This is a genomic window from Phenylobacterium sp., assembly GCF_004297125.1.
Lineage (GTDB): Bacteria > Pseudomonadota > Alphaproteobacteria > Caulobacterales > Caulobacteraceae > Phenylobacterium.
In genome coordinates, this window is the sequence record NZ_SCVD01000040.1 from 65,654 (window position 1) to 84,342 (window position 18,689).

Genomic DNA, 18,689 nt, shown 5'->3' on the forward strand with positions numbered 1-18,689 from the left:
TCCGTATCTGCGGCATGACGTGGGAAACCTATTGCCGCGAAGAAGCCGCCGAGTGCGAGAGACTCGCACGCGACGTGCAGGGCGACGACCGCAAGATCTGGGCGCAAGCCGCCCGGCAGTGGCGATCGCAGCTCGCGAAGCGCAAGCCGGCGAACGGCCAGGAAGGCCGGGCCTAGACGGCGCCAGCCGCCGACGGGCCTTGCGCGCACCTGCGCGCGAGTCCGATGATCCTTCCAAACAACGGTATGGGAGGAAGGCCATGGGACTGCTCGAAGGCAAGGTCGCCATCATCACCGGCGCCGGAAACGGCCTGGGCGAGGCCTATGCGAAACTCTTCGCGAAGGAAGGCGCGGCGGTCGTCGTCAACGACCTGGGCGGGCCGCGCGACGGTTCGGGCGCGGGCTCCGTCTCCGCGGCCCAGAAGGTGGTCGACGAGATTGTCGCCGCTGGCGGGCGGGCCGTGGCCAACGGCGACGACGTCTCGACCCTTCAGGGGGGCGAAAATATCCTGAAGACGGCGCTCGACGCCTTTGGCCGGGTCGACATTCTGGTCTGCAACGCCGGCATCCTGCGCGACAAGACCTTCGCCAACACCTCCGAGGAGGACTGGGACAGGGTCATCAAGGTCCACCTGAAGGGGTCCTACTGCTGCGCCCTGCCGGTTTGGAGGCACATGAAGGACCACGGCGGCGGGTCGATGGTGCTGACCTCGTCCACCTCGGGCCTCTACGGCAACTTCGGCCAGACCAACTACGGCGCCGCCAAGGCGGGCATCTACGGCATGGTCCGGGTGATGGCGATCGAGGGCCGCAAGTACGACATCCGGGTCATGGGCCTGGCCCCCGGCGCCTACACCCGCATGACCTCGGACCTGCCCGGCCGCCAGGGCCGCGAGCCCGACCCGCTCAGCCTACCCGAGAACGTGGCTCCCGGCGTGCTGTTCATGGTCTCCGACCTGGCGGCCGACCACTCCGGCAAGATCCTCGGCGTCTCCTCGCGCGGCGTGCGCGAAATCAAGATGCTGGAGACCGAAGGCTTCGCGCCCGGCCGGCCGTACACGGCTCAGGAGGTGGCCCGGAACGCGGACAAGGTCTTCTTCCCCGAGCGGGAGGGTCGTGCGGTCACGCTGGCCTAGCTCCGCCAGCGGAGCGTCGTCGGTTCCACGGGATTCACGAAACCGCGGCCCTCGCGCCGGCTGGCGATCCATTCGCGCTTCAACGCCTGGTACCACTTGGCCTGCCGGTCGGCGTCGTCGATCCAGAGCAGGGTCGGGTCGTGCTTCAGGCCCTCGTTCTGCAACTTCACCATGTCGCCGTCCTGGCGCAGGAAGGTGCGGGCCATGTGCGCCAGCACCGGCTTCAGCAGCCGGAACGCCGGATGGTCCGACCAGGCGATCTGGGTGACCTGGGTGCGTCTGGCGTCGATCGGCGTGAGGCATGTCAGCGAGAGCACCTGCCGCTTGCCCACCGTGACGTGCTCCCAGCGCAGGCCCGGCAGGCGGAAGGTGATCTCGGTCTCGGGCCGGCCGCCGAGGATCGCATAGGCGCGGCTGTTGCTGGACGGCGCATGCCGCACCATGGCGAATCCGGCCTCCCGGGGCTCGAACCGCTTCTCCTTGTCGTGCTCGCTGCCGGCCGTGCGCCACCACCACTGGCGGTGGACGTAAGGGCCGTGCGCGGGGTCCATGAGCCCGACGACCGCCTGGTCGATGTGGGCGTCGAAGACCATGCGGTCGACCAGCTTCGGCTTCCCGCCGACCACGCCAGGGAAGACCGGCGGCGGCTGGTCCGGCTCGCCCAGCGGCGTCGCGCCGGCCCAGACGAAGACCATCCCCTGGCTCTCGGCCACGGGATAGCTGCGCACCCGGACGCGGGAGACGTCCATAGCCTGGTCGGCGGTCAGCGACGGGATCGCCGCGCAGGCGCCGTCCGGCCGGAAACGCCAGCCGTGGTAGGGGCAGGCCACGGTCTCGACGCCCAGTTCATCCTTGTGGAACCGGCCCGCCGACAGCGGCGCGGCCCGGTGCGGGCAGACGTCGCGCAGGGCGAAGAGCTGGCCGCTCCTCGCGCGCCCCAGGGCGACCGGCTCGCCCAGCAGCTCCAGGTGGCTCAGCCGGCCGGGCCTCAGGTCGTCGGACAGCGCCGCCAGATACCAGGTGTCGGTCAGGAAGCCCTGGCCGAACCGCGTGTCCGAGCGGACCGTACGGGTTTCGCCGTCAGGCATCGCCATTCGTGGGGTCAAAATCAGTCATTCAGCGAATTCAATGTGCGTGAGGTGTGGGGCGCGATACCCATTTCGCCATGAAACGCGCCCTCGTCCAAATGGCTGCGCTTGCGCTCCTCGGCGCCTCCGCGGCCCAAGCCGCCCCACCGACCGATCCGATGGCCGGCTTCTACGGCAACACGGTGACCATAGCGGTCCCGCCCTACTATTTCGCCAGGCGCTATGTCGACCCGGACGGCACGTGGCGCGAGCCGCGCGGCTCGGCCTGGATCAAGGGGGCCTGGAAGGTCGATGGCGGCCAGATCTGCAGCTGGCAGACCGAACCGGCCGTCCACGAGGCACGCCGATACTGCTATCCGATCATGGCCCGCAAGGTCGGCGAGGAATGGACCACGGTCGATCCCGACACCGGCGCCGAGGTGTTCCAGAAGATCGAGCCCGGTCGCTCAGGTCAGCCTTAGGAAGCAGGCGGCGTACGGCGACAGGCCCACGGACCCGCCGCGCAGGTCGGCCTCGCCGGTGCGGAGCGGCAGGAGCTCGACGCGCTCGAGCGACGGGTGGGCGAACACCTGCGGCGCGTCGCTGAAGTTGAAGACGCAGACCACCTCGTCGCCCTCGTGGTGGCGGACGAAGGCGACGATAGGCTCCGACGTCCCGACGAATTCGATGTCGCCCAGGGTCAGCGCCGGGGTCGCCTTGCGCAGGGCGATCATCTCGCGGGAGAAGGTCAGCGCCGAGTCCGGGTCCTCGCCCTGTTCCTCCACCGACAGGCCCTGGTGCTCGGCCGCCAGCGGCAACCAGGGCTCGCCCTCGGTGAACCCCATCTGCGGACCGGTGGTCCAGGGCATCGGCGTGCGGCAGCCGTCGCGGCCGCCATCGTAGGGCCAGTAGAGGTCGCCCACGGGGTCGCGGAGCTGGTCTCGGGTGAGCTTGGCCTGCGGCAACCCCAGTTCCTCGCCCTGGTAGATCAGGGTGGTGCCCTTCAGGCTGACCAGCAGGGCGAACAGCATCTTGGCCAACTCGGGCGAGGCGTCTTCGCCGCCGAACCGGCTGACCGTGCGCGGGACGTCGTGGTTGGAGAAGCTGATCGTCGGCCAGTGGTCGGGATAGTCGGCCAGGGTCTCGAAGTGCGTGGTGACGAAGGAGGCCCGGAGCCTGCGCGCCAGCAGCATCACGAAGGTGTAGCCGGAATGCAGGCCCTCGGCGGGCGAGAGATAGGCGCCGCAACGGGCCTCTTCCTCCGAAAACTCGCCGAACACGAATCGGTCGGCGAAGGCGTCGACCCGTCGGCGGATGACGTCCAGCGTCTCGACGTTCTCCTCGAGGTTGGAGTCGTACCAGTGGAGCTGCAGGTTGCCGGCGTGGGACCAGTTCAGGCTCCGCCGCTCGTCCATGGGCACGGGCGGGTTGGGGGTCAGGGCCGCGTCGTGCAGGAAGGTGCCGGCCACGTCCAGGCGGAAGCCATCGACGCCCTTGGCCAGCCAGAAGTCCAGTACGGACAGCGCCGCCTCGCGGGCGCCGGAATCGCGCCAGTTCAGCTTGGGCTGCTGCCTGAGGAACTTGTGGTGGTAGTGCTGCCGGCGGGCCGGCTGGTAGGCCCAGGCCGGGCCCCCGAACACGCTGAGCCAGTTGTTCGGCGCGGTCCCATCCTCTTGTGGGTCCGCCCACACGTACCAATTCGCCTTGGGTCCGTCCTTGCCGCCTGTCAGGCTCTCCACGAACCACGGATGGACGTCCGAGGTGTGGCTCAACACCTCGTCCAGCACCACCTTCAGGCCGCGGTCGTGGGCCGCGTCCAGCAGGGTCTGGAAATCCTTGGCCGTCCCGTAGTCGACCTGAATCCCCTCGAAGTCGGAGATGTCGTAGCCCCAGTCGCGGTTGGGCGAGGGGTGGATCGGCGACAGCCACAGGCCGTCGACGCCCAGGCTCTGGATGTAGTCCAGTTTGGCCATGACGCCGGGCAGGTCGCCATGGCCGTCACCGTTGCTGTCGAAGAAGCTGCGGACGTAGACGTGGTAGAGGATCGCGCCCTTCCACCACGGCTCCGCCACCGGGTCAGACTTCGCTGGCGTCGGTGATGATCTTCGAGACCAGGCCGTAGCTCACGGCTTCCTCGGCGCTCATCCAGAAGTTCCGCTGGGTGTCCTTCACGACCTTTTCGAAGGTCTGGCCGGTCTCCTTGGCGATCGTCCGGTTGATGCGGTCCTGCATCTTGATGATCTCTTCCGCCTCGATCTCGATGTCCGAGGCCTGGCCGCGCACGCCGCCCAGGGGCTGGTGCAGCAGGAAGCGGGTGTTCGGCAGGCAGAGCCGGTTTTCCTTAAGCGCGCCCAGGAAGATGTGCGCCCCGGCGCTGGCCACCCAGCCGGTGCCGATCACCTTCACCTGGGCCCCGCAGAAGCGGATCATGTCGTGGATCGTGTCGCCGCTCTCCACGTGGCCGCCGGGCGAGTTGATGATCACCCGGATCGGCTTGTCGCTCTCGCTGGCGAAGGCGGTGATCTGGGCGGTGACCCGTTCGGCCAGCCGCATGTCGATCTCGCCGAAGATCAGCACGGTGCGCGACTTGAACAGCGCGTTCTGGACCGGACCCGCGCTCATCGGCATGTCGGGCAGGCGGCCCTTGTCGTCGTCGTCCTCGTCTTCGTCGTTGAGGTAGGAAGTCCACTTCAGCATGGGAGCGCCTCAAAATTCTGTCTCTCAGGAGTTATTGCTCCCGAGGGCTTCCGGCAAGCCCGGCAAGCCGCCGCGCAGGCTCAAGACGCGCTGGTGACGATCAGCCGGGCGTAGAATTGCACCATCTTCTCCAGGTTCTTCAGCGTCATGTGCTCGTTGGTGCCGTGGATCATCTCGATGTCCTTCAGCGAGAATTCCACCGGCTGGAAGCGGTAGACGTCCTTGGCCACGGGCGTGAGAAACCGGCTGTCGGTCCCGGCGGTGACCAGGCTGGGCGCCACCGGCGCGTCGGCCACCGCGCCGGCCGTGGCGGCCAGCACCTTCCACCCCCACGAACTGGTCGAGGAGACGGGCGAGGGCTCGTTCGGCGGGCTGTTCCAGGCCAGGGTCACCGGCAGGTCGCCCACGGCCGCCTTGGCCCGCGCCATCACCGACGCCGAGGTGTCCCCCGGCGCGATGCGGTAGTTGATCCAGGCGGTGGCGTCCTGCGGCAGGACGTTCTCCTTCGGGCTGCCTTTCAGCATGGTCGGCGCGATGGTCGTGTGCAGCAGGGCGGCGCCCGCCGGCGTGGCGGCCGCCTGGCTGGTCAGCAGGCCGCCGAACAGCCACTCGTTGGCCACCGCCATCCGCACCACGAACGGCGCGCTAGGCGCCAGGGCCTTGACCATCTCGGCGCCGGGGCCGCGGAACGCCAGCGGGAACTGGTCGCCCGCGATGGCCACCAGGGCCTTGGACAAGGTCACCACGCCCCCTGAGTCCGGCGGCGGAGCGGAGGAATGGCCGCCCGTGGCCCTGGCCGTGACGCGCAGGGTGCCATAGCCCTTCTCCGCCGCGCCGATGACCGCGACCTTGCCGCCGCTGATCGGGTTGTCGGTGATGACGGCCATGCCCTCGTCCAGCACGAACTCGGCGGTGATGCCGCGCGATTTCATGAGCTCCGCGGCCGCGCGGGCGCCCTGGCCGATCACCTCCTCGTCGCCGCCGGAGACGATCATCACGGTGCGGCGCGGCTTGTAGCCCTGCTTCGCCAGGGTCTCGATGGCCTCGAAGATGCCCACCAGCGAACCCTTGTCGTCGATGGCCCCGCGTCCCCAGACTGCGTCGTCGGCGATCACGCCCTCGAACGGCGGATGCTTCCAATCCTTCTCGGTCCCGGGCGTCACCGGCACCACGTCCTGGTGGGCCATCAGCACGATAGGGGCCAGGGCCTTGTCGGTCCCGGGCCAGGTGTAGACCAGGGTGCGGCTGGCCAGCTCCTCGCGTGTCATGGCCGCGTGGGCGGCGGGATAGTTCGTGGCCAGCAGCGCATGCAGCCGCGTCCATTCGGCGTCGACGTCCTCGGCCCGGTCCTGGTGGCGGATGGTGGGTATCCGGATCGCCTGGCTGAGCCGCTGGGCGGCGCCCGCCACGTCCACGCTCACCGGCGCGGCCACCTTGATCCCGGCGGTGTCGGCCGAGGCCGGCGGCTTGAAGGTAAGGGTGCGCGCCAGCACCACGGCGACCAGCACCACGAGCACGGCCAGGAGGCCGAGGGCGATCCGCCCGACGATCCGCATGAGAAGACCCTTCCCCTTTTCGGCGATCCTTGACGGTCCTGCGATTGAACCGCAAGGCGCGGCGGCTACTTCGGCTTGAACGCCAGCAGGACGTTGCCCTCGGCCTGGCCGAACATGCCGTAGCCCGAGCTCGCCAGGACGAGGCCGTTGACGCCGACGATGGATACCGCGTCGAAAGCGCCGCCCTTGCCGGGCACGCCGTTCAGGGTCGGGAACGGGCGCAGCGTGTCGTAGCGCCAGAGCTCGGCGCCCGTCTTGCCGTCCAGCGCGAACAGGCGGCCGTCCAGGCTGCCCTGCAGGACCGCCCCGTCGATCACCGTCGGCGCGCCGGAGAAGCCGTAGACCCGCTCGCAGCGGGGCGCCTTCCTGGCCCGCTCGCCCGCGCAGTCGGCGGTGACGGTATAGTGCCACCTGATCTCGCCGGTGTTGGCGTCGACGGCGTACATGCCGATCTGCAGCTTCGGATCGAAGGCGGGCTGTCCAGGCAGGGGCCGGCCCACGTTCGAGATCGGCGCGTAGACCAGGTCGTTCTCGAAGGCGATGCCCCAGTGGATACCGCCCATGGGCCCGCCCGCGCCGAGGTCGCGCCGCCAGACCACCTTGCCGGTCTCCGGCTCCAGCGCCCACAGCGTGCCGGACTTCTGGCCGGCCAGCAGCAGTTCGCGGCCGTTCGCCAGCTTGGCCAGGATCGCCGAGGCGCCGAAGTCGACGTCGCGGAAGACCGTATCCTTGACGCAGTTCAGCTTGTCCGCCGCCGGGTTGGGGCCGCAGCCGATGGTGAAGATGTCGTTGGCGGTGGCCTGCATGCTCCAGGCCTCGGTCCCGTCCTTCAGCCGGATGGCGATCAGGGCGTCGGTGTTGTGGTGGGCCGGCGGCGAGTTAGCCTCGCCCGTGCCGAAGTAGATCAGGCCGCGCTTCTCGTCGATGACGGGCGAGTTCCAGATCGGCGCGCCCGAGGGGCCGAACAGCGGCTTGCCGTCGCCGCGGTCCTTGATCGGCTGAGCGTCGGGCATGGTGTCGTAGCGCCACTGCTGCTGACCCGTCCTGGGATCCAGCGACAGCACCACGCCGTGGTTGTTGCAGCACGAGACCTTGTTGTCGCCACCGACGGTGATCTCGAACTGCGAGACGGGCACGATGATGCGGTCCTTGAGGACGCGCGGCGTCCCCGTGGTCATCGAGTAGGAATAGATCGCGACGTTCTTCGTCCACAGCGGCTTGCCGGTGCGGGCGTCGACGACGTGGACGGTGGAATCCAGACCGGAGAAGGCCAGGACGGGCGTGCCGTCGGCGATCACGCCATAGGACGGACTGGAGCGCAGCGGCGCGCCGCCGGGGGTGTTGTAGACCCACTTCACGCACGGCTTCGCCGGGTCGCTGACGTCGAAGGCGTACATCGCGCCGGCCTCGGCGACCGGCAGGAAGACGCTCTTGCCGACCACGGCGGGCTGGGCCCGCATCATGGTCACGTCCGGGAAGCCGATGGCCCAGGCCAGGTCCAGCCTGCCGAGGGAGGCCCTCGACAGGCCGGCCTGCCTGGCCGTGAGGGTGCGGGTGTTGCGCGCGTCGAATCCGAAGGTGGTGATGGTTGGCGCGGCCTTCAGGTCGACCGCCAGGCGTGCGCCGGTGCAGGCCATGGCCTTGCTCCAGGTCTCGGCCGACCTGGTGGTCTTGCCGGTCAGGTAGCTGATCAGCTCTCCGCGGGTCTCGTCGGTGAGGCCGGCCCCCTGCGCCTGCATCTTGCCCTGGGTGAGCGCGAAGTTGAGCGTCTGGTAGCTCATCGCCTCCAGGTTCGCCTTGGATGGCGAGCGGCTGGTCTCCGGGTTGTCGTGGCAGGCCGCGCACTGCAGCCGGTAGATCGCCTGGCCCGGGTGCGGCAGCGCGTTCGCCGGCTGCACCTGTGGTTGCTGGGCCTTCGCCCCGCCGCCGAACATCAAGCCCACGGCCAACGCCGCAGCCGCAAGACCGCCCACCCGCTTCATAGCGCTTCCCCCAAAGACGCGCCGCGTGGCTCTACCGGCCCGCGTGCGGTTTCGAAGATACGGAATCCTGCGTCCGCGTCCACCTTGACCGAGGGGCAAGCGCTGTCGCAAATGGCCGCAAACTCAAACAACCGTTTGGAAGGACGCCCCGATGAGCCCAGTTCTGGAAGCCCCCGCCGTGAGCGCCAACGGTCTGTTCGACCTGACCGGGAAGGTGGCGGTGATCACCGGCTCGTCGCGCGGCATCGGCCGGGCGATCGCCGAGCGGATGGCCCAACAGGGCGCCAAGGTGGTGATCTCGTCCCGCAAGGCCGGCCCCTGCGACGAGGTGGCCGCCCTGATCAACGAGCGGAGCCCCGGCCACGCCATCGCCGTGCCGGCCAACATCTCGTCGAAGGAGGACCTTCAGCGGCTGATGGACGAGACCCGCAAGGCGTTCGGCAAGATCGACATCCTGGTCTGCAACGCCGCGTCGAATCCCTACTACGGCTCGCAGCTCGAGATCACCGACGACGCCTTCACCAAGATCCTGGCCAACAATATCATCGCCAACAACTGGATGATCCAGATGGTGGCCCCGGAGATGAAGGAACGTAAGGACGGCGCGATCATCGTGATCTCGTCGATCGGCGGCCTGCGCGGCACCGAGGTGATCGGCGCCTACGCCATCTCGAAGGCGGCCGACATGCAGCTGGCCCGCAACCTGGCCAAGGAACTCGGGCCCTACAACATCCGCATCAACTGCGTCGCGCCGGGCCTGGTGAAGACCGACTTCGCCAAGGCGCTGTGGGACAATCCGGCCGGCGAAGAACGCGCCAGCACCGGCACCCCGCTCCGCCGCCTGGGCGAGCCCGACGACCTGGCCGGCGCAGCGGTCTACCTGGCATCTCGGGCCGGCGCCTGGACGACCGGCCAGACCATCGTGGTGGACGGCGGGAGCACCTGCTGATCGCCTAAACCTTCACCACCAGTTCCAGCCCGTTGTCGAAGGGCAGGGTCATGGTCCTGAGGCCGTTCTTCGGGTCGTCGACGAATTCGAAGAAGTGGCGGTAGGCGTGGCGGAACTGGTCGGTGTTGTCGGCGACGACGACCGCGCCGGGCCGCAGGTGCGGCGCGATCAGCTCCAGGGCGGGGCGGGCCATCTCGGTCCAGATGTCCATCAGCACGAAGTCGACCGGTCCCTCGATCGCCTTCAGCGTCTCGCGCAGGTCGCCCTCGCGCAGGTCGATGAGGTCGGCGGCGCCCGCCGCCGCGAAGTTGGCGCGCGCCTGGACGGCCTTGGCCGGCTCGTACTCGGTTCCGATCACCACCCCGCCGCCGTTCGCCCGCACCGCGTCGGCCAGGTAGAGCGTCGAGACGCCGAAGCTGGTGCCGACCTCCACGACCCGCGTGGCCCTGAGCGCGCGGCACAGCATGTGGCAGAACTCCGCCTTGACCGGTTGGAGGGCGACAAGCTTGTCGGCCATGAAGCGGTTGGCCTCGGCGTCCAGCCCGTCCCAGCTGAGGTCGCCCTTCTTCGCCCGCTCCATGAAGTAGCCCACGGTGACGGCCTCCTGGGCCGCGCTCTGCGCCTGCAGCGCGTCGATGCGCGCCTGCAGGGCCGGGTCGGTCAGCACGCTCATTTCCAGCTCTCGGTCTCGTACTGCATGGCTCCCGCCACGTTGCCCTCGGTGTCGCGGAAGAAGATCAGCTCGCCCACGCCCTCGATGCGGAAGGGCGGCATCAGGATGGTCCCGCCGCCGGCTTCGATGGCGGCGATGGTCGCCTTGATGTCGTCGACGCCGAAGGTGAGCTCCATCCCCGGCATGCGTTGCCCGCCGACGTCGCGCCGGCCCTGCAGCGCGCCCAGGTGGCCCTCGCCGGTGGTGCGCGTCTGGTAGAAGCCGGGCGGCCCCCAGGGGGTGAAGCTCCAGCCGAACACCTCCTCGTAGAACCGCTTGGCGCGCGGCACGTCGTCGGCGTTGATGGCGAAGTGGCGGAGGGTTCCGGGCATGGCGAAGGCTCCTTCGCCGCCAAGCTAGACCTATCGACGTTCGGCGTACTTGCGCTAGTCTGACGAATTATGTCGCAAGCACGCCAGAATGTGCGGGACGTCGATGGCTTCCCCGTCCGCGGCCTAGCCGTGACCTATCGCGACCGGGCCCGCCTTGACCGCCACACCCACCCGTGGGCGCAGCTCGTCTACGCGGCCACCGGGACCATGCGGGTGGCGACGCCCACCGCCGCCTGGCTGGTTCCGCCCACCCGGGCGATCTGGGTCCCCGGCGGCGTGGCGCACGAAATCGAGATGCGCGGGACGGTGGCCATGCGCACGCTCTACCTGGCCCCGGCGGGCGAGGACCCGAGGCTGGCCGGCTGCCGGGCCATCGAGGTCGCGCCGCTGCTGCGGGAGCTGATCCTCCACATCGTGAAGCTGGGCTTGCTGGACGCGGACGATCCCGCCCACGCACGGCTGGAAGGCCTGCTGGTCGACCTGCTGGCGGCGGGGGAGACCGCACCCCTGGAGCTGCCGCTGCCGACCGATCCCCGCGCCCGCGGGTTCGCCGACCGGCTGCTGGCAGAGCCGGGCGCGGAAGCGTCGTTTACCGAATTGGCCCGTGGATCGGGGGCGAGCCTGCGCACCCTGCAGCGGCTGTTCCTGGCCGGGACCGGCCTGTCTCTGGAAGCCTGGCGCGGACGGGCCCGGATGCAGCAGGCGGTGGTGTCGCTGAGCGCCGGCGCTTCGGTGACCGCCGCGGCCCTGGAGGCCGGCTACCAGAGTCCCTCGGCCTTCATCGCCGCCTTCAAGCGGGCCTTCGGCGTCACGCCGGCGCGGTGGCGTGCGGCGCCTTGATCGACAACTCCCGCGCCCTGGCCAGCCGCGTCACGCCCTCGTCGAGCGTTGCATCGCCCTTGGAAAAGCACAGCCGCGCGATGGTGGTCACCGGGTCTGCTTCGTAGAAGGCCGAGACCGGGATCGCCGCGACCCCGGCCTCTTTCACCGCGCGCAGGCAGAAGTCGCGGTCGCCCTGGGCGATCCCGGAGCCGGCGAGGTCGACGTTGAGGAAATAGGTCCCCTGGCTGGGGAGCACCGCGAAGCCCTCGCGCTTCAACCCCTCGGTCAACCGGTCGCGCGAGCGCTCCAGCCCGCGCGGCATGTCGCGGAACCAGTCGGCCGAGTTCTCCAGGCCCCAGGCGACGGCCGCCTGCAGGTTGGGCGGCGTGGTGAAGGTCAGGAATTGGTGGGCGCGCGCCAAACTGTGGGTGAGGGCGGGCGCTGCGCAGAGGTAGCCCACCTTCCAGCCGGTGAGGCCGAACATCTTGCCGGCCGACCCGATCTTCACCGTCCGCTCGCGCATGCCCGGAAAGGCGATCAGCGGCCGGTGGCGCGCGTTCCCGAACACCACCTGCTCCCAGACCTCGTCGCAGATCGCCACCGCGTCGTGGGCGACGCAGAACTCGGCCAGCAGGGCCAGGTCCTCGTCCGGCAGCACCACACCCGTGGGGTTGACCGGGTTGTTCAGCACCACGAACCGCGTCCGTTCGCTGAACGCCGCCTCCAGCATGGCGCGGTCGAAGCGCCAGTGCGGCGGCGCCAGGTTCACCAGCTTGACCGTCCCGCCCGCCCGCCGGATCAGCGGCAGGTAGGCGTCGTAGAACGGCTGGAAGACGATCACCTCGTCGCCCGGCTCGATCAGGGCGAAGAAGCTGGCGGCCAGGGCCTCGGTCGCCCCGGAGGTGACGGTCACCTCGGTGGCCCAGTCCAGGTCCAGGCCCTGGTGGCGGCCATAGTGGTCGGCCACCGCCTGGCGCAGCTCCGGCAGGCCGGCCATGGGCGGATACTGGTTGTAGCCGGTCATCACCGCCTCGGCGGCCTTGGCGCGGACGGCCTCGGGCCCAGGATCGTCCGGGAAGCCCTGGCCCAGGTTCACCGCGCCGGTGGCGCGCGCGAGGCCCGACATCTCCTCGAAGATGGTGGTGGGCAGGCTTGAGAAAATCGCATTCGGCATTAGGTCGACATTGGCCGCAGACGGCGGCGCTGACCACCCCGGAGGGCCCATGGAGATCGTGGAGTTCCAGCCCCATCACGCCGAAGCCTTTCACCGGCTGAACGAGGCGTGGATATCGAAGTACTTCGCGCTGGAGGCAAAGGACCTCGAGGTGCTGACCGCCCCCCAGGCGAAGATCATCGACAAGGGCGGCCGCATCTTCATGGCGTTGAAGGACGGCGTGGCCGTGGGCTGCGCGGCCCTGCTGAAGATGGACGACGGCGGCTACGAGGTGGCCAAGATGACCGTGTCGGAGGACCTGCGCGGCTCGGGCCTGGGCCGTCGGCTCATGCAGCGCTGCATCGACGCCGGCGCGCAGATGGGGGCTACGCGCCTCTACCTTGAGACCAACTCGTCCTTGGGCCCGGCGCTGGGCCTCTATCGCGCCATGGGCTTCCGCGACCTCGCGCCCGTCGAGACGCCCTACGTGCGCGCCGACGTGTTCATGGAAAGACCCTACTGACCTCGCTTCTCTTGTTGCGAACGACTCGCAATAGCAATAGCGTCGGCCGGCTTCCCCCGGAGTCTGGCCATGCAAGACCTCAAGCCCCACGACGATCTCCTTCATGGCGAGCGGCTGCTGATCCGCACCGTCCGCCTGCTGGCCCTGGCCTCGCCCTGCCACAGCCTGAAGGCGCATTTCGAGGACGCCTGCGGCTGCGCCGGACAGTCGGCCTACCGGATGCTGGAGGCCTTCGTGCAGCAGCTCGGCCTGCGCGGCCGGCGCAGGGTGACGCTGTCGATCCCCGCCGATCCGCGGCTGACCGACGACGAGGCCCTGATCCTCGACGCCTTCGGCTGCGCCCAGGCCGAGGACTACCGGTCGCTGGACGAGCGGCTCACTGGCCTTCTCGGCGTCCCTCCGCCCTTCGCCGTGGGCGCCGCCGCCTGCACCGTGGCCGAGACCCTGGCGTTGAACGGCCTGATGCTGCGCGCACGGCCGGCCCCCGACGCCTTCATCCCGCAGGCGTGGGGGCAAGACGCCTGCCTGCGCATGGCGGCCGAGTAGGGCGCTACCGGCGGTCCCGGGCGAGGCGCAGGATCGCGCCGTTGCGATCGTCGGCGACCCAGATCGCCCCGTCCGTCGCCACCGCCAGCCCAACCGGCGCGCCCGCGGGACGCCGGCCCTTCACGGCCCGCCAGCCGGGCGTCAAGTCCAGCGGCTTGGAAGCCGTGGGCAGGCCGGCGGCGTCCAGCTCGTAGGCCAGCAGGCGTGAGCCGGTCGGCTGGTAGCCGTGCAGGCTGACGATCAGCCGGCCCGCCAGCTCCGGAAACATCGCGCCCCGATACTCGATCAGGTCCAGCGGCGCGCCGTGGGGCGGCAGCAGGCGCGCGGGCTTGCGGTAGGGCGCGCAGGCGACCTTCTTCGCCTTCCACGCCGGCGCCGGCTGGTTCGCGCCCATGCAGTAGGGCCAGCCGTAGTGGGCGCCGGCCTTGAGCACGTTCAGCTCCTCCGGCGGCCAGGCCGGGTCGGGGACGTCGATGCTGTTCTCGGCCTGGAGGATCGTTCCGGCCCTGGTCCGCACCATCGCCAGCGAGTTACGCAGGCCGCGGGCGAACACCGAAGGCTTGCTCGCCCATCGGCCCGCGCCCTCATAGCCGAAGCGCCAGACGGCCGCGTGGCGCTCGGCCTCGGCGCAGCGGGCCTCGCCGGGCTTCGGCGGGCACTGGTCGGACGGCGCGCCGACATTGACCAGCAGGCTGCCGTCGCCGTCGAAGATGAAGGCCGACAGCGGGTGGCGGTTTTCGTGCAGGCGGTTGTCGGGCAGGCCCTCGATGACGGGCGTGAGCGTGGCCTGCGGGTCGGTCGCGTCGGGATCGAAGCGGCGGATGCGGCTCATCTCGCCGAGGTAGACTTGGCCGTCCGGCCCCACGGCCAGGGTGTGTGGCAGGTCCAGCCCGGTCAGCAGGCGCCTCAAGGTGGGTTCGCCGCCGGGCTTCGGCGTCAGCCGCCAGACCGAGCCGCGGCCCGGATCCCAGGTGCCCAGGTCGACCACCAGCCAGTCGCCGCCCGGCAGCGCCAACAGGGTCCGTGGCATGTGGAGGGTGCGCTTCGAAGGCGGCAGGCCGGCGGGCGGCGGCGCCAGCACCAGGCCGGCGCAGAGGCCCTTCAGCGTCTCGATAGGCGCTCGGGCATAGCCGTCGCAGGTCCTGCCGTCGCGGGCGTAGCCCCATTGGGGCAGGGATTGCGCCTGCGCCGCGCCGCCGAGCAGCGCGAGCGCCAGGGCGGCGATCAGGCGGCGCATGAGGTCAGTGCTGGGTCGCCAGGACCACGCCGGTCAGCACGGCGCACCAGTGGGCGGCGGCGGCGGCCACCACGTGGCCGTGCCAGATGGCCCGCGAGAACTTCAGCCGCTTGTTCACGTAGAAGATCACGCCGGTCGAGTAGAGCACTCCGCCGGTCACCAGCAGGGCCAGGGCGTACCAGGCCAGGGTGTCGATCATCGGCTTCAGGGCTACGACCACCAGCCAGCCCATGATCAGGTAGACCACCACCCAGAACTTCCGGTCGATGCCCATCAGGAACAGTTTCCCCAGCGCGCCCAGGGCCGCGATGCTCCACACCGCCGCCGTCATGCCGGGGCCCCAGGCGCCGGGCAGGTTCAGGGTGAAGGGGGTGTAGGAGCCGGCGATCATCAGGAAGATGCCCGCGTGGTCCAGCCGACGCAGCACCGGCCGGTACTGGGGCTTGGCGAAGTTGTAGGCGGTCGAGAAGGACAGCATCGCCACGATGCCGGCGGCGTAGATCGAGACGCCCACGACCTGGCTGATCCGGCCGTTCATGACGGCCAGCGTCAACAGCACGATCCCGCCCACCAGGGCCAGCGTCAGGCCCATGACATGCACGACCAGGTCCGCGCATTTGGCGGCGGGGGTCGGGTAGTGGCGGGGCGGATAGGGGCGGTCGGTGGAGGTCATGGGAAACTCCCTAGACCCAATCCGTGTCACGCGCATGGCGGGCGCGTCCAGACCTCGTTCTGACGCACCTCGCAAATTCAGGCGCCATCCCGGCCTTGCGGCGCGCAAAGGCCGGGATGCACAGCCTGAGAGGCTACTCTTCCTTGACGCGCTTCTTGCGGAAGGAGGGGTTCAGGACCCGCTTGCGCAGGCGGATCGACTTCGGGGTCACCTCGACCAACTCGTCCTCCTCGATATAGGCGATCGCCTGTTCGAGGGTCGGGCGGCGCGGCGGGGTGAGGCGCACGGCCTCGTCCTTGCCGGAGGCGCGCACGTTGGTGAGCTGCTTGGCCTTCATCGGGTTGACGTCGAGGTCGTCGGACCGCGAGTTCTCGCCGATGATCATGCCCTGGTAGGTCTTCTCGCCGGCGCCCACGAACATGAAGCCCCGGTCCTCGAGGTTCCACAGGGCGAAGGCCGCGGTCTCGCCGTCGCCGTTGGAGACCAGCACGCCCTTGCGGCCGGCGTCGATGGGGCCCTTGTAGGGCTCGTAGTGGCTGAACACCCGGTTCAGCACGCCCGAGCCGCGCGTGTCGGTCAGGAACTCGCCCTGGTAGCCGATCAGCGAACGCGAGGGCGACATCAGGCTGATACGGGTCTTGCCCGCGCCCGACGGGCCCATGTCCTTCAGCTCGGCCTTCCGGGCCGACAGCTTCTCGATGACGATGCCGGTGAACTCGTCGTCCACATCGATCATGACCTCCTCGATCGGTTCCAGGCGCTCGCCGGTCTCGGGATCGGTCTGGAACACCACCCGCGGACGGCTGATGGACAGCTCGAAGCCTTCGCGGCGCATGCCCTCGATAAGCACGCCCAGCTGCAGTTCGCCGCGGCCGGCGACCTCGTAGGCGTCCTTGTCCGGCGTCTCGGTGACGCGGATGGCGACATTGGACTGGGCTTCCTTCTGCAGGCGCGCGGCGATCACGCGGCTCTGCACCTTGTCGCCCTCGCGGCCGGCCAGGGGGCTGTCGTTGACCGAAACGGTCATCGAGATGGTCGGCGGGTCGATCGGCTGCGCCGGCAGCGCCTCGGTGACTTCCATGGCGCAAAGCGTGTCGGCCACGGTCGCCTTGCTGAGGCCCGCGATGGCGACGATGTCGCCAGCCTCGGCGTCGTCGATCGGCTGGCGCTTCAGGCCCCGGAAGGCCAGCACCTTGGTGATCCGGCCCCGCTCGATCTCCTTGCCGTCCAGGCCGAGCGCGTGGATGGCCATGCCGGGGACGGCCTTGCCGCTCTCGATGCGCCCGGTGAGCAGGCGGCCCAGGAAGGGGTCGTTCTCGATCAGCACCGAGAGGATCTGGAACGGCTTGTCCTTGTTCGCGACCACCTTCGGCTCGGGCACGTGGCGCACGATCAGATCGAACAGCGGGGCCAGGTTGTCGTTGGGCTTGGCCAGGTCCATCGTGGCCCAGCCGTTCTTGCCCGACGCATAGATGTGCGGGAAGTCCAGTTGCTCGTCCGTGGCGCCCATGGCGGCGAACAGGTCGAAGGCGTCGTTCAGGATGCGGTCGGGATCGGCGTGCGGCCGGTCGACCTTGTTGAGGCAGAGGATGGGGCGCAGGCCCATCTTCAGCGCCTTGCCCAGCACGAACTTGGTCTGGGGCATGACGCCCTCTTCGGCGTCCACCAGGATGACGCAGCCGTCCACCATGCCGAGGATCCGCTCGACCTCGCCGCCGAAGTCGGCGTGGCCGGGGGTGTCGATGATGTTAATCCGGGTCTCGCCCGCCTCTCCGTGCCAAAGCACGCTCGTGCATTTGGCCAGGATGGTGATCCCGCGCTCGCGCTCCTGGTCATTGGAATCCATGGCGCGCTCGACCGTCGCCTCGTTGGCTCGGAAGACGCCGGACTGGGCCAGAAGCTGGTCCACGAGCGTGGTCTTGCCGTGGTCGACGTGGGCGATGATGGCGATATTTCGAAGCGACATGGCGCGGACGGTCTCTTTCAGAAGGCGCGCGCTTGTAAGGGAACCTGAGGCGCGCCGCCAGCCTGTTGTGCGCCGCACATAACGTCTCAGGCGAATGACGTAACGTGATATCCTGTTTTCACAGCGAAATCAGAAAAAATGAACGGGTGCGACACAAAAGTTTCTGCAGCGGCCCTTGCGTTTTTGTGCACTGCACATTAGCTTTTGGGTACGGGGCGTCGGTTTGACGCCTCCGCCCTTCCTGGGCGTTTCCTCCCTAATTGAACTGCCGCGCCCGATGGCGCGGCTTTTTTTTGGCCCGTCGCCTCCGCCGCCGCGCTATGGCCGGACCTGCCCGGGCCATCCCGAAGCCCAGGAAGCCCATCGCGGCGCATTCACCGTCCCCGGCTCGCGGCCGAGCGCCCAGCCGACCGTCTTCCAGACCAGGACGGTCGCCACGATCGAGGCGTAGCCGTCGACCGCGTAGTGCCACCCGAGGTGGACCGACGCCACCATGGTGAAGACGAGGAAGGCGCCAAACAGGGCCCCCAGCGCGGGGTGCGTGCGCAGCCCGAACAGGAAGAACAGGGCGGCCATCGAGACGTGCATCGACGGAAAGGCGGAGATCCCGGTGCCGATCACCGCCTGGCCCTCCATGGTGGCCTTCCAAAGCGCCTGCTGCTGCATCCAGACCGCCGGGGCGCTGGTGGCGAGATGGTCGGCCAGGTCGCGGAAACGCGGATCGCCCAGGACCTGCTCGTAGTAGATCGGGCCGGCCGACATGCCCGCGAGCGCCACCACATTGCCGAGCAGCACCCAACAGATGAAGTAGCTCCACATGTACTGGCGCTTGGTGGGCGTCAGGACCGCGATGGCCCCGACGATCACCAGCAGGGCGAACCAGGTCTCGTGATAGAGCTCCTCGATCCGGGCGTCGAAGGGGTCGAGAAACCGCAGATGGCGCCAGGGGTCCGCCCCATGGAGGGCGCGGTCGAGGTCGGCCAGCCAGCGGTCGGCGTAGAATGGCCGCAGCTGCGGCAGCAGCATCTTGATCGTCGAGAAGCTGGCCTTGAAGATCAGCATGCTGGCGGCGAGGGCGGCGGCGGCCAGCAACCGCGACGGCGGGAAGTGCCTGGCGACCGCCCCCACGCGGTCCTCTGCCCGCAGGGCCACGACCAGCATGGCCATCGCGAAGGAGCCTGCCAGGGTCATCGCGACCGGCGGGCCGATCTGCAGGTACATCATCGGCCGGAACCACTCCGGCCGGCCCATGGCGTGCGCCAGCGCGGCCGCGGCGCCGGTGACGGCGAGGACCACGGCGTGGAGGCGCCAGTCGTTCTTCAGCTCGGCTAGCACTTCG

General features: G+C 69.3%; 19 protein-coding genes. 7 read left to right on the top strand and 12 right to left on the bottom strand.

The window, feature by feature from the left end:
- The first annotated feature begins 14 nt into the window (after positions 1-14).
- Together EPO51_RS26855 and EPO51_RS26860 are read left to right on the top strand one after the other, a co-directional pair.
- The gene (locus tag EPO51_RS26855) at positions 15-176 is read left to right on the top strand and encodes a hypothetical protein (RefSeq protein WP_293357164.1); all 162 of its coding nucleotides are present in this window, start codon (positions 15-17) and stop codon (positions 174-176) included.
- Positions 177-259: 83 nt separating this feature from the next.
- Positions 260-1,135 carry an SDR family NAD(P)-dependent oxidoreductase gene (locus tag EPO51_RS26860; protein WP_293357166.1) on the top strand — a complete coding sequence of 292 codons (876 nt, stop codon included), beginning with the start codon at positions 260-262 and terminating at the stop codon, positions 1,133-1,135.
- On the opposite strand, the gene EPO51_RS26865 is transcribed toward EPO51_RS26860, so the two are convergent.
- Positions 1,132-2,229: an aromatic ring-hydroxylating oxygenase subunit alpha gene (locus EPO51_RS26865; RefSeq protein ID WP_293357168.1), complete on the bottom strand. Its 1,098-nt coding sequence runs from the start codon at positions 2,227-2,229 to the stop codon at positions 1,132-1,134. The genes EPO51_RS26860 and EPO51_RS26865 overlap by 4 nt on opposite strands.
- A 71-nt stretch (positions 2,230-2,300) precedes the next feature.
- Between EPO51_RS26865 and EPO51_RS26870 the strand changes: the two genes are divergently transcribed.
- Entirely contained in the window at positions 2,301-2,684 is a 384-nt protein-coding gene (locus EPO51_RS26870) for a hypothetical protein (protein WP_293357170.1), read from the top strand.
- Here the strand turns inward: EPO51_RS26870 and EPO51_RS26875 are convergent.
- The 4 genes from EPO51_RS26875 to EPO51_RS26890 form a co-directional block, all read right to left on the bottom strand.
- On the bottom strand, positions 2,670-4,274 hold the full coding sequence (locus EPO51_RS26875; protein WP_293357172.1) for an alpha-glucosidase family protein: 1,605 nt from the start codon (positions 4,272-4,274) through the stop codon (positions 2,670-2,672). The two genes, EPO51_RS26870 and EPO51_RS26875, sit on opposite strands and share 15 nt — an antisense overlap.
- A 4-nt stretch (positions 4,275-4,278) precedes the next feature.
- The gene (locus EPO51_RS26880) at positions 4,279-4,899 is read right to left on the bottom strand and encodes an ATP-dependent Clp protease proteolytic subunit (protein WP_293357174.1); all 621 of its coding nucleotides are present in this window, start codon (positions 4,897-4,899) and stop codon (positions 4,279-4,281) included.
- An 80-nt stretch (positions 4,900-4,979) separates the two neighbouring features.
- On the bottom strand, positions 4,980-6,455 hold the full coding sequence (locus EPO51_RS26885) for a M20 family peptidase (protein WP_293357176.1): 1,476 nt from the start codon (positions 6,453-6,455) through the stop codon (positions 4,980-4,982).
- A gap of 65 nt (positions 6,456-6,520) precedes the next feature.
- Positions 6,521-8,437, bottom strand: a complete 1,917-nt coding sequence (locus EPO51_RS26890) for an outer membrane protein assembly factor BamB family protein (RefSeq protein WP_293357178.1) — start codon at positions 8,435-8,437, stop codon at positions 6,521-6,523.
- Between the two features lie 151 nt (positions 8,438-8,588).
- On the opposite strand from EPO51_RS26890, the gene EPO51_RS26895 reads away from it, so the two are divergent.
- A complete protein-coding gene (locus EPO51_RS26895; RefSeq protein ID WP_293357180.1) occupies positions 8,589-9,386 on the top strand; it encodes an SDR family oxidoreductase in 798 nt (265 codons plus the stop codon).
- A gap of 4 nt (positions 9,387-9,390) precedes the next feature.
- Here the strand turns inward: EPO51_RS26895 and EPO51_RS26900 are convergent, their stop codons facing one another.
- Together EPO51_RS26900 and EPO51_RS26905 are read right to left on the bottom strand one after the other, a co-directional pair.
- On the bottom strand, positions 9,391-10,059 hold the full coding sequence (locus tag EPO51_RS26900) for an O-methyltransferase (protein WP_293357182.1): 669 nt from the start codon (positions 10,057-10,059) through the stop codon (positions 9,391-9,393).
- Complete coding sequence (locus EPO51_RS26905) at positions 10,056-10,430, bottom strand: VOC family protein (RefSeq protein ID WP_293357184.1); 375 nt, start codon at positions 10,428-10,430, stop codon at positions 10,056-10,058. The genes EPO51_RS26900 and EPO51_RS26905 overlap by 4 nt, the downstream gene beginning before the upstream one ends.
- Positions 10,431-10,499: 69 nt before the next feature.
- Here EPO51_RS26905 and EPO51_RS26910 point away from each other — a divergent pair, with 69 nt between their 5' ends.
- Entirely contained in the window at positions 10,500-11,270 is a 771-nt protein-coding gene (locus EPO51_RS26910; RefSeq protein WP_293357186.1) for an AraC family transcriptional regulator, read from the top strand.
- On the opposite strand, the gene EPO51_RS26915 is transcribed toward EPO51_RS26910, so the two are convergent.
- Entirely contained in the window at positions 11,239-12,426 is a 1,188-nt protein-coding gene (locus tag EPO51_RS26915) for an aminotransferase (protein WP_293357188.1), read from the bottom strand. The genes EPO51_RS26910 and EPO51_RS26915 overlap by 32 nt on opposite strands.
- A 49-nt stretch (positions 12,427-12,475) precedes the next feature.
- On the opposite strand from EPO51_RS26915, the gene EPO51_RS26920 reads away from it, so the two are divergent.
- Entirely contained in the window at positions 12,476-12,928 is a 453-nt protein-coding gene (locus tag EPO51_RS26920; RefSeq protein WP_293357190.1) for a GNAT family N-acetyltransferase, read from the top strand.
- A gap of 69 nt (positions 12,929-12,997) precedes the next feature.
- Positions 12,998-13,474: a hypothetical protein gene (locus EPO51_RS26925; protein ID WP_293357192.1), complete on the top strand. Its 477-nt coding sequence runs from the start codon at positions 12,998-13,000 to the stop codon at positions 13,472-13,474.
- A 4-nt stretch (positions 13,475-13,478) separates the two neighbouring features.
- On the opposite strand, the gene EPO51_RS26930 is transcribed toward EPO51_RS26925, so the two are convergent.
- From EPO51_RS26930 to EPO51_RS26945, 4 genes are all read right to left on the bottom strand, one after another.
- On the bottom strand, positions 13,479-14,711 hold the full coding sequence (locus tag EPO51_RS26930) for a PQQ-dependent sugar dehydrogenase (protein WP_293357194.1): 1,233 nt from the start codon (positions 14,709-14,711) through the stop codon (positions 13,479-13,481).
- A gap of 4 nt (positions 14,712-14,715) precedes the next feature.
- The gene (trhA, locus tag EPO51_RS26935; protein ID WP_293357196.1) at positions 14,716-15,384 is read right to left on the bottom strand and encodes a PAQR family membrane homeostasis protein TrhA; all 669 of its coding nucleotides are present in this window, start codon (positions 15,382-15,384) and stop codon (positions 14,716-14,718) included.
- A gap of 133 nt (positions 15,385-15,517) precedes the next feature.
- The gene (gene typA / locus EPO51_RS26940) at positions 15,518-17,350 is read right to left on the bottom strand and encodes a translational GTPase TypA (protein ID WP_293357198.1); all 1,833 of its coding nucleotides are present in this window, start codon (positions 17,348-17,350) and stop codon (positions 15,518-15,520) included.
- Between the two features lie 318 nt (positions 17,351-17,668).
- Positions 17,669-18,685 carry a phosphatase PAP2 family protein gene (locus EPO51_RS26945; RefSeq protein ID WP_293357200.1) on the bottom strand — a complete coding sequence of 339 codons (1,017 nt, stop codon included), beginning with the start codon at positions 18,683-18,685 and terminating at the stop codon, positions 17,669-17,671.
- Positions 18,686-18,689 lie beyond the last annotated feature (4 nt).